Origin of the sequence: Polaribacter marinaquae, from assembly GCF_038019025.1 — a bacterium.
GTDB classification, from domain to species: domain Bacteria; phylum Bacteroidota; class Bacteroidia; order Flavobacteriales; family Flavobacteriaceae; genus Polaribacter; species Polaribacter marinaquae.
Window position 1 is genome coordinate 696,155 of sequence record NZ_CP150496.1, and the last position, 15,584, is coordinate 711,738.

Annotated in this window: 11 protein-coding genes, 1 other RNA gene and 1 riboswitch; of the genes, 4 read left to right on the plus strand and 8 right to left on the minus strand. The window is 30.8% G+C overall.

The genetic code is table 11. The features are described from left to right. Positions 1 to 177: 177 nt before the first annotated feature. From WG950_RS03275 to WG950_RS03305, 7 genes are all read right to left on the minus strand, one after another. Complete coding sequence (locus WG950_RS03275; RefSeq protein WP_340934134.1) at positions 178 to 2,952, minus strand: bifunctional aconitate hydratase 2/2-methylisocitrate dehydratase; 2,775 nt, start codon at positions 2,950 to 2,952, stop codon at positions 178 to 180. A gap of 230 nt (positions 2,953 to 3,182) precedes the next feature. Beyond that, an RNA gene (rnpB, locus tag WG950_RS03280) (RNase P RNA component class A) lies at positions 3,183 to 3,489 on the minus strand. 187 nt (positions 3,490 to 3,676) lie between these two features. Then, positions 3,677 to 4,816: a molecular chaperone DnaJ gene (gene dnaJ, locus WG950_RS03285; RefSeq protein ID WP_079738646.1), complete on the minus strand. Its 1,140-nt coding sequence runs from the start codon at positions 4,814 to 4,816 to the stop codon at positions 3,677 to 3,679. A 69-nt stretch (positions 4,817 to 4,885) separates the two neighbouring features. Beyond that, complete coding sequence (locus tag WG950_RS03290) at positions 4,886 to 5,434, minus strand: nucleotide exchange factor GrpE (protein WP_077811333.1); 549 nt, start codon at positions 5,432 to 5,434, stop codon at positions 4,886 to 4,888. Between the two features lie 101 nt (positions 5,435 to 5,535). After that, positions 5,536 to 6,846 (minus strand): UDP-N-acetylglucosamine 1-carboxyvinyltransferase, encoded by a 1,311-nt coding sequence (murA, locus tag WG950_RS03295; RefSeq protein WP_340934135.1) that lies wholly within the window; start codon positions 6,844 to 6,846, stop codon positions 5,536 to 5,538. A 6-nt stretch (positions 6,847 to 6,852) separates the two neighbouring features. Further along, positions 6,853 to 7,503 carry a DUF4290 domain-containing protein gene (locus WG950_RS03300; RefSeq protein ID WP_077809066.1) on the minus strand — a complete coding sequence of 217 codons (651 nt, stop codon included), beginning with the start codon at positions 7,501 to 7,503 and terminating at the stop codon, positions 6,853 to 6,855. A gap of 128 nt (positions 7,504 to 7,631) precedes the next feature. Next, complete coding sequence (locus WG950_RS03305; RefSeq protein WP_340934136.1) at positions 7,632 to 9,953, minus strand: ATP-dependent helicase; 2,322 nt, start codon at positions 9,951 to 9,953, stop codon at positions 7,632 to 7,634. Positions 9,954 to 10,235: 282 nt separating this feature from the next. Here WG950_RS03305 and WG950_RS03310 point away from each other — a divergent pair, with 282 nt between their 5' ends. From WG950_RS03310 to WG950_RS03320, 3 genes are read left to right on the plus strand one after another with little or no spacing between them, the layout of a single operon-like run. Further along, entirely contained in the window at positions 10,236 to 10,850 is a 615-nt protein-coding gene (locus tag WG950_RS03310) for a SatD family protein (RefSeq protein WP_340934137.1), read from the plus strand. 1 nt (position 10,851) lies between these two features. After that, positions 10,852 to 11,571, plus strand: coding sequence for a DUF3307 domain-containing protein (locus WG950_RS03315; RefSeq protein WP_340934138.1), 720 nt, complete (start codon positions 10,852 to 10,854; stop codon positions 11,569 to 11,571). A gap of 3 nt (positions 11,572 to 11,574) precedes the next feature. Beyond that, complete coding sequence (locus WG950_RS03320) at positions 11,575 to 12,087, plus strand: hypothetical protein (RefSeq protein ID WP_340934139.1); 513 nt, start codon at positions 11,575 to 11,577, stop codon at positions 12,085 to 12,087. A gap of 70 nt (positions 12,088 to 12,157) precedes the next feature. Here the strand turns inward: WG950_RS03320 and WG950_RS03325 are convergent, their stop codons facing one another. After that, complete coding sequence (locus WG950_RS03325; protein WP_340934141.1) at positions 12,158 to 14,095, minus strand: TonB-dependent receptor plug domain-containing protein; 1,938 nt, start codon at positions 14,093 to 14,095, stop codon at positions 12,158 to 12,160. A gap of 84 nt (positions 14,096 to 14,179) precedes the next feature. Then, a riboswitch (cobalamin riboswitch) is annotated at positions 14,180 to 14,377 on the minus strand. Between the two features lie 56 nt (positions 14,378 to 14,433). On the opposite strand from WG950_RS03325, the gene WG950_RS03330 reads away from it, so the two are divergent. After that, positions 14,434 to 15,573, plus strand: coding sequence for an ABC transporter substrate-binding protein (locus tag WG950_RS03330; RefSeq protein WP_340934142.1), 1,140 nt, complete (start codon positions 14,434 to 14,436; stop codon positions 15,571 to 15,573). Positions 15,574 to 15,584 lie beyond the last annotated feature (11 nt).

Below are 15,584 nucleotides of genomic sequence, written 5' to 3' on the forward strand. Positions count from 1 at the left end.
TTATAAGTTTTACTAATTCACAAGATACAAAATTTATAATTATTTGATAAATGATTTATTTATTAATAAAGATTTAAAACTTATACCTTAATAGAAAAATTTGATACACACTTTAGATGTAAACAAAAAAATCCTGAGTTTAAAAACTCAGGATTTTCTATTTATATAGATTTTTAATTATCTAACTAATTGTTTTTGTGAAGGCTTAAATTTAGTTAAAACAATACCATCAACAGCAGCTTCATATTCTGCCATAGTTGGTGTTCTTCCTAAAATTGTTGATAAAACAACTACGGGTGTAGATGATAATAAAGATTCTCCTTTTTTCTCTCCAGAATCTTTTACAACTCTTCCTTGAAACAAACGTGTAGATGTTGCCATTACAGTATCTCCTGGTTCTGCTTTTTCTTGGTTACCCATACATAGGTTACAACCTGGACGCTCTAGGTATAGCAGGTTTTCGTACTTTGTACGTGCTAATCCTTTTGGTGCGCTATCGTCAAATTCAAATCCTGAGTATTTTTGTAATACTTCCCAATCTCCTTCTTCTTTAAGCTCATCAACAATATTATATGTTGGTGGTGCTACAACCAAAGGTGCTTTAAATTCTACTTTCCCATTTTGAGCTTCGACATTTTTAAGCATTTGAGCTAAAATTTTCATGTCTCCTTTGTGAACCATACATGATCCTACGAAACCTAAATCTACTTTTTTAGTTCCTCCGTAATATGATAATGGTCTGATGTTATCGTGTGTGTAACGTTTTGAAACATCATCATTATTTACATCTGGATCTGCAATCATTGGTTCTGCAATTTCATCCAAATCAATAATAACTTCTGCATGATAAACAGCATCTGCATCTGGTCTTAAAGAAGGCTTAATACCTGTTTTAAGCTCAGTGATTCTAGTTTCGGCTTTTTCTACAAGACCTTTCAGCACTTGCTTATCATTATCCATTCCTTTATCAATCATAATCTGAATACGACCTTTAGCAATTTCTAATGACTCTATTAAAGTATCATCTTCTGAAATACAGATAGATGCTTTAGCTTTCATTTCTGCTGTCCAATCTGTAAATGTAAATGCTTCATCTGCCGTTAAAGTACCAATATGTACCTCAATTACACGACCTTGAAAAACGTTTTCACCTCCAAATTGTTTTAACATTTGTTGCTGTGTTGCGTGCACAACATCACGGAAATCCATATAAGATTTCATTTGTCCTTTAAAGGTTACTTTAACTGACTCTGGAATTGGCATTGATGCCTCACCTGTTGCCAATGCTAAAGCTACAGTACCTGAATCTGCTCCAAAAGCAACACCTTTAGACATACGTGTGTGCGAATCTCCACCAATAATGATGTCCCAATCACCTACAGTAATATCGTTCAATACTTTATGAATAACATCCGTCATTGGGAAATATTTTCCTTTAGGGTCACGACCAGTAATTAAACCAAAATCGTTCATAAAGCTCATTAATCTCGGTATGTTAGCTTTAGATTTATCATCCCAAACTGATGCTGTATGACAACCAGATTGGTAAGCACCGTCAACAATTGGAGAGATAACTGTTGCAGCCATCATTTCTAATTCTTGAGACGTCATTAAACCTGTAGTATCTTGCGAACCTACAATGTTTACCTCTGCACGAACATAAGAACCTGCGTGTAATGTAGCGCCTGATGTACCTACTGCATTTTTATTAAATATTTTCTCAACAGCTGTTAAACCTTGACCTTCTATAGATACTTCTTTTGAAGGTGCATATACTTGTGGCACTTCAATTCCTAAAGTTTTACAAGCAAATGTTTGTAATTTTTTACCGAAAACAACAGCGTAAGAACCACCTGCTTTCATAAACTCCATTTTTTGCGGAGTAAAGGCTGCAGAAATATCTTTTAATTCTGTTTTACCGTGGTATAATTTTTTTTCTTTTGTATTGATCGTTAAAACAGTACCTGTTTCTACAGAATACATTTGTTTTAAAACTGGTTCTCCATCTTCATCTACAATAGTATTACCTTTTTCATCTTTTTGAATTACCCAATTTTTAAGATCTAAACCGATACCTCCTGTTACTCCAACCGTTGTTAAAAAAATCGGAGCAATACCATTTGTACCAGCAATTACTGGTGCAATGTTTATAAAAGGTACATATGGACTTGAAGGAATACCTGTCCATAATGCAACGTTATTTACACCGGACATTCTAGAAGATCCAACTCCCATAGTTCCTTTTTCTGCAATTAACATTACACGTTTATCAGGATGCTGTTCCTTTAAAGCTAATAATTCATTTTGCATGTCTTTGTTATGTTCAAACATACATTGCCCATGTAACTCCCGATCAGAACGTGAATGTGCATCACCTCCCGGAGATAATAAATCTGTAGATATATCACCTACACCAGCTATGTAAGTAACTACCTCAATTTCTTCTTCTATTTCTGGCAGCTTTGTAAAGAATTCTGCTTGGGCATAACTTTCAATAATATCTTTAGCGATAGAACTTCCGTTATTGAAAGCTTCTTCTAAACGATCTGTGTCTGCTTCATATAAAAATACTTGAGTTTTTAAAACTTTTGCAGCTTTATTCGCTATTACTTCATCAGCTCCTAAAGCTAAATCAAGTAATACTTTAACCGATGGTCCACCTTTCATGTGCGATAATTGCTCGAAAGCGAAATCTGTAGAAATTTCTGGAACAATAGATTCACCTAAAATAATCTCTTTTAAAAACTTAGCTTTTACAACGGCTGCACTTGTTGTACCCGGTAAAACGTTATAGATAAAAAAGTTTAGAGATTGTTCTCTATACTCATTTTCTGTATCTTTAATTTGCTCAATAATTGCGCTTAATAAATCTGCACCATCAATTGGTTGTGGATGAAGTCCTTTCGTTTTTCGTTCTTCAATCTGTTTTAGGTAATCTTTATAAATACTCATGAAAGAAATCTTTTATTACTGTAAGTCTTTTGTTAAAAATTTTAAAAAATTAAGTTTTAAACTCTTTAAAATTTATTCTCGCAAACTTACATTTTTTATATTAATTTTAAAAGATAAATAACCGATTGCAATAATTAATAAATAAAAAAAGGCAAATTTCTAAATAGCTGAATATTATTCAATAAAAAAGAAGATAATCTGTTTTTTATTAAGGATATCGTAATCAATTAAAAAAAAGCAGGCTAATAAGCCGAATTCTGTTCCTTATAAATAAGGCTCTTATCATTTATCTAGTTCTAAAATTACTCTTAGAATCAATCTGTCTACCCTTTAGAATCGAGCGAGTAGCTCTCAAGTTCTAATATACATGACATTGCACCTCATAGAGTTTACCTGGTTTCACTACAGCCGAACTGTACTTGCTTTCTGTTGCACTTGTCCTCAACTTACGCTGGACGGATGTTATCCGCTATGATACTCTTTGGTGTCCGGACTTTCCTTCTTAATTAAATTAAGACGATAAGATAAGCCTGCTTTAAATTATATTGTACGATTTCTATTTGATAAAAAAAACCCACTCAATAAATTGAGTGGGAAAAATTGCTATGAAAAAGAAAAAGTGTTGTTGGCGAACCAACAACACTGCAAATATATATTAAATCTAGTAAAAAAAGTATCCTTTTTATTTAATATTCATTTTTTTACTGATTTTTTTAACATATGTCTACGAAAACATATCTTTAACTTTCTCAAAAAATGATTTATCAGATTTATTTGGCGCAGGAACAAAGTTATCATCGTTCATCATTTTATCGAAAAACTGCTTTTGTTCTTTGTTTAATTCTTGCGGTGTCCAAACATTAATATGGATTAAAAAATCTCCTGTGCCGTATCTTTCGATGCTAGGTAAACCTTTTCCTTTTAATCTTAAAATTTTTCCAGATTGTGTACCTGCATCAATTTTAATCTTTACTTTACCAGTTACAGTTTCTACCTCTTTACTAGTACCTAAGACTGCTTCAGAAAAGTTTACATACAAATCGTAATGAATATTTGTTCCTTCTCTTTTTAAAGAATCATGTTGTATTTCTTCGATTAAAACTAATAAATCTCCTGCGATAGAATTTTTACCAGGAGCTTCGTTTCCTTTACCTCCTACTTTTAATTGAACTCCTTCTGTAACACCTGCTGGTATATTTATAGAAACTGTTTCTTCTGCAACAATTAAACCTTGCGCGTCTGCTCCGTTTGGTTTGCTACTAATAATTTCTCCTGCACCAGAACAAGTACCACAAGTAGTTGCAGTTTGCATTCTACCTAATATTGTGTTCGTAACACGCATTTGTTGCCCAGAACCATTACAAGTTGTACAAGTTTTGTACTTAACACCGTCTGCTTGAACTTTACGTTTTACTTTTACTTTTTTCTCTACTCCTTTTGCAATTTCTTCTAAAGTTAGTTTTACACGAATTCTCATGTTACTTCCTTTAACTCTAGCTTGACGTTGACCACCGCCACCGCCAAAACCACCACCAAAGCCGCCGCCGAAACCGCCACCGCCAAAGATGTCTCCGAATTGACTAAATATGTCATCCATATTCATACCACCGCCACCAAAACCGCCTCCGCCTTGAGGACCATCAAAAGCAGCATGACCGTATTGATCGTATCTTGCTTTTTTGTTTTCGTCACTTAGAACTTCATAAGCTTCTGCAGCTTTTTTAAAATTTTCTTCTGCGGTTTTATCATCAGGGTTTTTATCTGGATGATATTTTATAGCCATTTTTCTATAAGCCTTCTTAATTTCTGCCTGAGTTGCAGATTTAGAAATACCTAATATTTCGTAAAAATCTTGTTTTGCCATTTTTATTTCAATTATCAATTAACAGTAATCAATGATCAATGGTAATTGTGCATTGTTAATTGTAATTATTTACTGTCCGATTACCACTTTTGGGTATCGAATAATTTTATCTCCTAATTTGTATCCTTTTTCTACACAATCAATTACTTTACCTTTTAAATCTTCTGATGGTGCAGGTATTTGAGTAATTGCTTCATGAATTTCAGCATCAAAAGTATCGCCAGCTTTTGTTTCTACTTTTGATAAACCTTTTTGCTCTAAAGTGTTGTAGAATTTTTGATAAATTAACAATACACCTTTTCTTAATTCTTCTGCTTCTTTATCTTCTTCAATATGTGTCAGTGCTCGCTCAAAATCATCAATAATTGGCAGTAAAGATGTCATTAATTCTTGTCCTGCAGTTTTAAATAACTCTATTCTTTCTCTCGATGTTCTTTTTTTGTAGTTTTCAAACTCTGCAAATAAGCGTAAAAACTTATCTTTTTCAGCTTGAATTAACTCTTCTGCTGTAGGCTCTTCTTTAGCAACATCTGCTTCAATCTCTTGATTTTCTTCAACTTGAGAAGTACTTTGTTCGTTTTTAAGTTCTTCTTCCTTTATATTTTCTTTCTTACTCATTTCTTTGTAATCATTTAATTGTCTATTAGTTAATGGCAAAAATGTTGCCAACAAAAAAAATAGTGTCAAACTGACACTATTTTCATTTTATATACTTAAAATTAATCTTCTATTCTTTCAATTTTCGCTCCAATAGATTTAAGTCTAGCTTCTATATTTTCATAACCTCGATCTATTTGTTCGATGTTATTAATTATTGATGTTCCTTTTGCAGAAAGTGCTGCAATTAATAAAGAAATACCTGCTCTAATATCTGGCGAAGTCATTTTTGTTGCTTTTAATTGACTCTCAAAATTGTGCCCAATTACTGTTGCTCTATGCGGATCACATAAAATAACTTTTGCGCCCATGTCTATCAATTTATCAACAAAAAACAAACGACTTTCGAACATCTTTTGATGTATTAAAACAGTTCCTTTTGCTTGTGTTGCAATAACTAAAACAATACTTAGTAAATCTGGCGTAAAACCAGGCCAAGGTGCATCTGCAACTGTTAACACAGAACCATCTATATAATTCTGAATTTCGTATGATTCTTGTTCTGGAATATAAATATCGTCTCCTTTTTTCTCTAGAGTGATTCCTAATTTTCTAAAAACGCTAGGTATTTGTCCTAAATCTTTCCAGCTAACATTTTTAATTGTTAATTCTGATCTTGTCATAACCGCAACACCAATCCAAGAACCAATTTCTATCATATCTGGTAAAACCGTATGCTCGCAACCTCCTAAAGACTCTACACCTTCAATTACTAACAAGTTAGAACCAACACCTGATATTTTTGCGCCCATCGCATTCAACATTTTAGATAATTGTTGAATATAAGGTTCACAAGCAGCGTTGTAAATTTTAGTTTCTCCTTTTGCTAATACTGCAGCCATCAAGATATTTGCTGTACCAGTTACAGAAGCTTCGTCTAACAACATTTCTGTTCCTTGAAGTTCATCGGCTTCTACTCCGTAAAAGTATTCTTCTTTATTATATCTAAATTTTGCGCCTAATCTAATAAAACCTTCAAAATGTGTATCTAATCTTCTTCTACCAATTTTATCGCCACCAGGTCTAGGAATATAACCTTTACCAAATCTAGCTAATAACGGTCCAACAATCATAATAGAACCTCTTAAAGAACTTCCGTCTCTTTTAAAGTCTGCCGATTCTAAATACTCTAAATTAATATCATCAGCTTGAAAAGCATAAGCATTACTACTTAACTTCTCTACCTTTACACCTAATTCTCCTAAAATAAAAATTAGTTTATTTACATCAATAATATCAGGAACGTTGTTTACTACTACTCTATCCGGAGTTAATAAAACAGCACAAAGTATTTGTAAAACTTCATTCTTTGCTCCTTGAGGTGTAATTGTTCCGTTTAATTTATGTCCGCCTTCAATTTTAAATGATGCCATAAACGTTTATCTTTTTCTATTTTTATGTTGATTATTGTGTTGCTTCTTGTAATTACTCTTCGAATTATTCTGACCTTGAGAGTTTCTTTTTCTAAGTAAGTTTTTACTTTCTGAAAGTGGTTCTGTTGTTTCTCTTAGATCTATTTTACCGTCTGATAAATCGAATAAATGTTTAAAAATAACTTTATCGTCTACCGTATCTTTGTTCCAGTTTAGATAACATTTTTTCATGTGATTGGCAATTGTATAAACTAATGCCTCCTTTTTTTCTCCTTCTTCCCAACTTAAAGCAACATCTATCATGGTTTGTATGTTATTACCATAATAACGATATCTAGATGCTGATTTTGGATATGCCAAACCTTCTGGTTTCTCTCTAAGTTCTTCTTTAGAAGGCTGCGGATAAGGAGATTCTACATCTAATTTAAAATCAGCCATAATATACAATTGATCCCAAAGTTTGTGCTTAAAATCTGGCACATCGCGTAAATGAGGTTGTAAATTACCCATTACATCTACAATTGCTTTGGCCATTTTGTCTCTTTCTTCTTTAGTTTCTAAAGCAACACAATGGTCTACTAATTTTTGTATATGTCTGCCGTATTCTGGTATAATCATTAACGGTCTTCCTGAATTGTACTCTAAATCGAATGTCATTTATATTTTTTTGAGAAGTGTTCTCGATACATTTTCCTTTATCATTTTATCAAAAGAAAACACTAGAACTGACAAGTTATATTTTGTAGTTTTTTAAAGTTGCAAAATAGCAATTTATTTTTAGTTATTTACCCAATCACTTTTAATTTAGCAAATTGTAATAGTAATTTCTTTTTACCTGCGGTAGCAAACTGAATTTCTGCTTTTTTATCGGGCCCTTTACCTTCTATACCTATAACTGTTCCTTTACCAAATCTATTGTGTTCTACAATATTTCCTTTTGATATTTCTCCATCAAAAAGATTCATTTTAGGAGAAACATTTGAAACTTTTTTTAAGTTTTTAGGTATTACTATTTCTTTTTTCTTCGCCAAATCTCGCTCCATTTTTTTTCTTTGAATTGGTTTCTGAAAACGAATTCCTTTTGGCGCATCATCAAAAATACTTTTGTCTAAAAAGTTATTTACTGCCGGACTCGGACTTTTTGGTGTTATGTAATTTAAATATTGATCGTCTATTTCTTCTAAAAACCTACTTGGTTCTGCATCTACTAACTTTCCCCATCTGTATCGAGTTTGAGCATACGTTAAGTACGCTACTTTTTCTGCTCTAGTTAATGCAACATAAAACAACCTGCGTTCTTCTTCTAACTCGCTTCTGGTATTCATGCTCATTGCAGACGGAAATAAATTTTCTTCTAATCCTACAACATAAACATACAAATATTCCAACCCTTTAGATTGGTGAATTGTCATTAAAGAAACGGTTGGTTTGTCATCATTCTTTTCTGAATCAAAATCTGTAGCCAACGCAACATCCTCTAAAAAAGTAGTTAAAGATGCATCTTGTCCTTCTTCAATTTTATCAGTAATAAAATCTTTAATTCCGTTTAAAAGTTCTTGTACATTTTCTACTTTACTTACAGCTTCTGGTGTACCATCTTTTTCTAAATCTTTAATTAATTGCGTCTGTTTTACAACAGTTTCTGCAATTTCAAAAGCATTTTTAGTTTTAGCTTCTATTTGAAAACGTAGCATCATGTTCATAAAATTCTGAAGCTTATTCTTTGTTCCAGAATTTATTTTAAGGTCTATTTTATCTATATATTTTATAATATCGAAAATAGATTTTTTATAATGATTTGCTGCGATTGTTAGTTTATCTATTGTTGTTGCACCAATACCTCTTGCAGGATAATTGATAATTCTTTTTAAGGCTTCTTCATCATTAGGGTTGATTAAAATACGTAAATAAGATAAAATATCTTTAATCTCTTTTCTTTGGTAAAAAGAGATTCCTCCGTAAATTTTATAATCAATATTTTTTTTACGTAAGGCGTCTTCTATTGCTCTCGATTGTGAGTTTGTTCTATATAAAACGCAAAAATCGCTAGGTTTAAGTTGATGATTCATTTGGTTTTCCCAAATAGATTGAGCTACAAACCTACCCTCTTCTCCGTCGGATATTGTACGCATTACGTTAATTGCGTCTCCGGCGTCGTTAGAGGTCCAAACTTCTTTATCTAACTTTGTTTTATTTTTTTCGATTACAGAATTTGCTGCATTTACAATATTGCTTGTAGAACGATAATTTTGCTCTAATTTAAATGTTTTAACTTCTGGATAATCTTTTTGAAAATTTAAGATATTCTGAATATTTGCTCCCCTAAAACTATAAATACTTTGCGAGTCGTCTCCTACCACACAAATATTACCGAATTTATCTGCCAAAGCACGAACAATAATGTATTGAGAATGGTTTGTATCTTGATACTCATCTACCATTATGTATCGAAATCTGTCTTGGTATTTTGCTAAAACTTCTGGAAAACGCGCTAACAACTCATTGGTTCTTAACAACAAATCATCAAAATCCATTGCGCCAGCTTTAAAACATCTATCTACATATGCTTTATAAATATCACCTACTTTTGGTCTGCTTGCATGCATATCTGCTTCTTGCAAATCAGAATTATTAAAATATGCTCTAACGGTTATTAAACTGTTTTTAAATGAAGAGATTCTTCCTAAAATCTGTTTCGCCTTATAACGCTCTTTGTCTAAGCCCATTTCTTTAATAATGGCACTTATTAACCTAACAGAATCTTGTGTATCGTAAATTGTAAAATTAGTTGGAAAACCAAGTTTATCTGCTTCGGAACGTAAAATTCTTGCAAAAACGGAGTGAAAAGTTCCCATCCAAAGGTTTTTTGCCTCACTTTGTCCTACTACAGAAGCAATTCTAGCTTTCATTTCTTTTGCAGCTTTATTGGTAAAGGTTAAAGACAAAATATTAAAAGAATCTACACCCTGCTTCATTAAATGAGCAATTCTATAGGTTAATACACGTGTTTTACCAGAACCGGCACCAGCAATAATTATCATTGGTCCATCCTTTTGTATAACAGCTTGCCTTTGCGGCTCATTTAAAGATTCTAAGTAATTATTCAAGAGATATTTTTTTGAAGTATTTAAGCGTTAAAATTAACGAAACTAATTGTGATTTTATGGAATGAACACTATTATTTATTCACAAATTATTCCACATTTATAATTTCTAATTTTTTATAATTTTAGCAAACAATTAAGTTTTATCAACTTTAATAACATGAAACAGATAAAGTAAAATATCTGTAAATAGACAGATAAAATACAATATCTGCTTTAAAACAGATAAAATTAATTTATTACTATTAAATTTTAGTATATTTACTTAAATTTATTTGCAAATATATGACTAGTATTTTAACCGGAGACATTATCAACTCTAGAAAAACAACCAATATCGATTGGCTAAAATCTCTAAAAGAAATTTTAGTCAATTTTGGCGAATCACCAAAATACTGGCAAATCTATAGAGGCGACAGTTTTCAAGTAGAAATTAAAAAACCCGAAGAAGCCTTTTTAGCTGCTTTAAAAATAAAATCGGCCCTAAAAAGTATAGCAAATATAGATGTTAGAATTGGTATAGGAATTGGTAAAAAGGAATACAATGCTGATAAGATTACAGAAGCAAACGGAGAAGCTTTTATAAATTCTGGTTTTGCTTTTGATAACTATTTAAAAAAACAAAGTTTAGCGATAAAAACACCATGGCAAGAAATAGATAAAACCTTTAATATTGCTTTTGATTTGGCATTATTAACTATAGATTCTTGGTCTGTAAATTCTGCTGAAGTATTTAAAATTGTTTTAGAAAACCCTGAAATAACTCAAAAAGAAATTGCAAAAATGCTTAGTATTACACAAGGCAGGGTTAGTGAAAGACAAAAAAGAGCTGGTTTAGAGCCTGTGTTAAAACTAAACAACCTTTTTAAGATTTTAATAGCACAAAAAATAAAGAATTAATATGCTTTTATTTTTAAAACTTTTATTGGCTCATATTTTAGGTGATTTTGTTTTGCAACCTAACAAATGGGTAAAAAACAAAGAAGAAAATAAATTAAAGTCTTCAAAGCTATATCTACATACTGGCATACACGCAATTTTACTATTAATTCTTCTTGAATTTAAATTGAATATATATTGGCTTGGTATTCTAGTAATTGTAACAACACATTTTTTAATTGATGTTATAAAACTATATTTTCAGAATGATAAAACTAAAAGAAATTGGTTTTTTATAGATCAATTACTGCATATAATTGTATTGATAATCACAACTTCTATCTACCAAGGTTTACATATAGAATTAGCAAATATATTTACACAACAAAATTTGCTATTAATAGTTGCATTACTGTTAGTCACAAATGTATCTGGCATCATTATTAAAGTTTTTATAACACAATGGAATCCAGAATCAAAAACAAATAATGATGATTCTTTGGCAAAAGCTGGTAGATATATTGGTATTTTAGAACGTCTTTTTGTTTTTACTTTTATTGTAACAAATCATTGGGAAGCTATTGGTTTTTTAGTAGCAGCTAAATCTGTTTTTAGATTTGGTGATCTAACCTCTTCTAAAGACAGAAAATTAACCGAATATATTTTAATTGGTACTTTATTAAGTTTTGGACTTGCTATTATAATAGGAATCTTATATTCGTACTTACTAAATACAACATAATTAATGGAAGATAAATTTATAGAAAGCGTTGCATATATATTGCCTGCAGTAGTTACAGGTTTTGTTGCTTATTATATGTTTAATGGCTTTATTGCAAATAGAATTTCTGAAAAAAAACTCGAACTTTTAGCGCAACAAAAAAAGGAGTCATTACCTATTAAACTACAAGCTTACGAACGTTTAATGCTGTTTTGCGATAGAATAAACCCTGTAAAAATGCTTATGAGGATTCCGCCAATATCTACAAACACAGAAGATTATTTACAATTATTGATAGCGAACATAGAGCAAGAATTTGACCATAATTTAGTGCAACAAATTTATGTGCAAAATGAAACTTGGACAGCTGTTTACGCTGCAAAAAATGCTGTAATAAACAAATATAAACAAGTTGCAGATCAAGCCAAATCTGCAAACGAACTTCGAGAAATTATTCTTACAGATTATAGCACTACTACTCCGCCAACAGAAACTGCCATCGAATTTATTAAGAAAGAAGTTAAAATTTTATTGTAAAAAAAAAACTCCGTTGATTACATGCGTAACAAACGGAGTTTTTACTTTTTCTTTTTTAGAAACCTTCTTCTTAGAATTGTAATCGAACTCCTAGTTTATAATTTCTTCCTCTGGTAGCATATCCAAATACATCATCATAATCTTCATTTAAAAGATTTGTTACTGCCGCAAAAAATGTAACTGTATCTCCTAAAACTTTATAATTTGTCATAAAATCTAATACTTGGTAGTTTTCTAATACAACATCTTTACCTGCTGTACCAAAAGAACCATATCTATCAAAAATTGTTCTTTCACCTACATTTCTATAAGTAAAGTTAAAAAATGCATTTTCAAACGGAGTAATATCTAAACCAGCAACCAACTTATTTTCTGGAATGTAATCATTAAAATCTTCGGTTACATCTCTATCTGTATACGTAAATGATGTATTTATTGCTAAAAATGAAGTTGGTACTACTTTAGCACTTACTTCAAATCCGTTTGCTTCAGAAGAACCATTACCATATTTAAACGTAGAAGCATCATAAATAATAGCATCTGTTTCTTTTCTATTAAAGTAAACTGTTTCTAATTGCAACCAATCTTTAAAGTTTAAATCGAAACCAGCTTCAAATGTTTTGTTAGACTCTGGGTTTAAATCAATATTACCAGAAAAACCATCGTATAATTGATACAAACTTGGTGCTATAAATGCAGTACTATAAGAAGTAAATAGCTTTAAAGCTGTATCATTAGTATTTAAAAGTGCGTAAGCTAAATTTGCGTCATAAACAAAATGGTTGCCATAAACATTATGTATATTTAAACGACCACCAACATTTACGCTTACACCAAAATCAGAAATATAAACTAAACTCGCATAAGGATCTACCGTATTAAAATTAGCCAATCCTTTTTCTATCTTACCAAAAGGAGTAATTGTATTGTTACTATGAATTTGATAATTTAAACCTGTAATTAATTGTAATTGCTCTGTAAACTCATATCTATTTACTAAATCTACATTTACACTTCTACCTACAAATTCATAATCTTGTAAAACACCCGCAAAAGAATTAAACTGGCTTAAATCTCTTTCTATCACATTTGCAGAAGCTAATAAATAAAGTTGTCCTTTATTATAAGTATATGTTGGCTTAAAACCAACTCTAAACTGCTCTTGACTACCAATATTAACTTTACTATCAGCAAAAGCACCAGCATCGAAATCATAATCAAATTCATCATAATTTAAAAAAGTCTCTAAAGTTAACTTCTCATTTACTTTATAACCTAACTTTACTAAAGCGTTTTTAGAATAAAATGCATCGGTTTCAAAAGCAGTATTTGTGTTACTTTTTGCTGATGAAATGCCGTTAACTCCTGTTAAACTAAAAGATCCTAAAAAATTAATTTTACCTAAAGTACCGTTAACATTTAGGTTTTGGTTTCTATCAGACAAACTTCCATTAGAAGAATTTGCAGTATTATTAGTACCTAAACTTGTTTCAAAAGAACCAGAAACTTTGTCTGTAGAAGCCTTTTTTAAGGTAATACTAATTACCGCCGTTGCAGCACCAGAACCATATAATGTAGATGATGCACCTTTTAAAACCTCGATACTTTCTATTTGATTAACCGCTAATAAACGTAAATCAAATTCTTGATTAATTGCAGATTGATCTGTAACTGGTACTCCGTCAATTAAAACTAAAACTTGTCTAGCTCTACCACCTCTAATATTAATACTTCTAGGTTCTGATGGATTTGTATTTACTCCCTTTACATCAATACCAGCTAGGTTATTTAAAATTTCTACAACCGTTTTTCCTGAATTCTGAAGCAACATTTCTTGGGTAATTTTATGAATTACCTTACCAGTATTTTCTTTTTTTAAATTAAATTTAGTTGCAGTAACTACAACCTCTTTTAAAGTTTCTACATTTTCTTTTTGTTTTTGAGCAAAAAGATTTGTGCTGACAAAACTACATGCCAACGCACCAACAATAATAAATTGTTTTTTCATTTCTAATAAATTTGATTTACAATAAATCAGGTAAATTTTGTGTACGAAAATAGATTAGTACATAAACTTTTATCCCGAAAGTTTTTTTAACTCGTGATAATGGCAGGTTTCCTGACTTGCGTCTTGTAACAAACCTTCCCAACAAAAAAATGTCAGTGGTAAAAGAATAGTTACAAGCTTTGTAGCTTACAGTTGCGGGAACAGTTCTAGATTTTAACTAGATTCCCTTTTAATTTGATGCAAACCAATTTTTACATCAAAACCAAAATCGGCACAAATGTAGACTATAAATTGATATTAGAAAACATTTTTGTAATCTTGTCTTAAAATTAATTTTCATGAATAATAATTTCTCAAAAATATTACTTGTCACTTTTTTATCAATAATTGTATCATGTCAAAAAAACAACAAAGAAGTTGATAAAAATTATAGCCTAAAAAGTAAGATTAAATACGCTAAAGGTTTTGACATTATTAATGAAAATGGGTCAAAAAAATTAATTATTAAAACAGCATATCAAAACTCTAATAACGTTTTTAAATATATTATAAGAAACAAGCAAAACAAAAAAACGATAACCACAAATGGAACTGTAATCTCTACACCAATTCGAAAAATTGTAGTTACCTCTACAACTCATATACCAATGGTTGAGTTATTAAATGAAGAAACATCTATTGTAGGCTTTCCTTATTCAAAATATATTTCTTCAAAAAAAACAAGAAAATTAATTGAAGAAAATAAAATTATAGAGATTGGAAAAGAAAGTTCTTTAAATACAGAAATACTCCTTAATCTTCAACCAGAACTAGTAGTTGGTTATAGTGTTTCTAGTGCTGATAAAAGCCTAACAACCATAAAAAAAGCAGGTATAAATGTTATTTACAATGGTGATTGGCTAGAAGAAACTCCGTTAGGAAGAGCAGAATGGATTAAATTTTTTGGGGTTTTATTTGATAAAGAAAAAGAGGCTGACAGTATTTTTAATAGCATCGAAAAAAATTATTTAAATGCAAAAAAAATTGCTTTATCAGCAAAAAGCAAACCTACTGTTTTGTCTGGTGCAATTATGAGTAAAGATATTTGGAATTTACCAGCTGGAGAAAGTTACGTTGCACAATTTTTAAGAGATGCAAATTTAAATTACTTATGGCAAGACACAAAAGGTAAAGGGAGTTTGTCCTTAAGTTTCGAGAGTGTTTTTGATAAAGGTCAAAGTGCAAATTATTGGATAGCTCCTGGTTATTTTACTTCGAAAGATCAACTTTTAAAAAGTAATAAACTTTATGCGAAGTTTAATGCTTATCAGCAAGGTAAAATTTTTACTCCAACAATAAAAAAAGGAAAAACAGGTGGTGTAATTTATTATGAACTTGCAGGTACAAGACCAGACTTGGTGTTAAAAGATCTTATAAAAATCTGTAATCCGGAATTGCTACCAGATTATAAATTAGCTTTTTTTGAAGAAATGCCATAAAAAATAAAGCC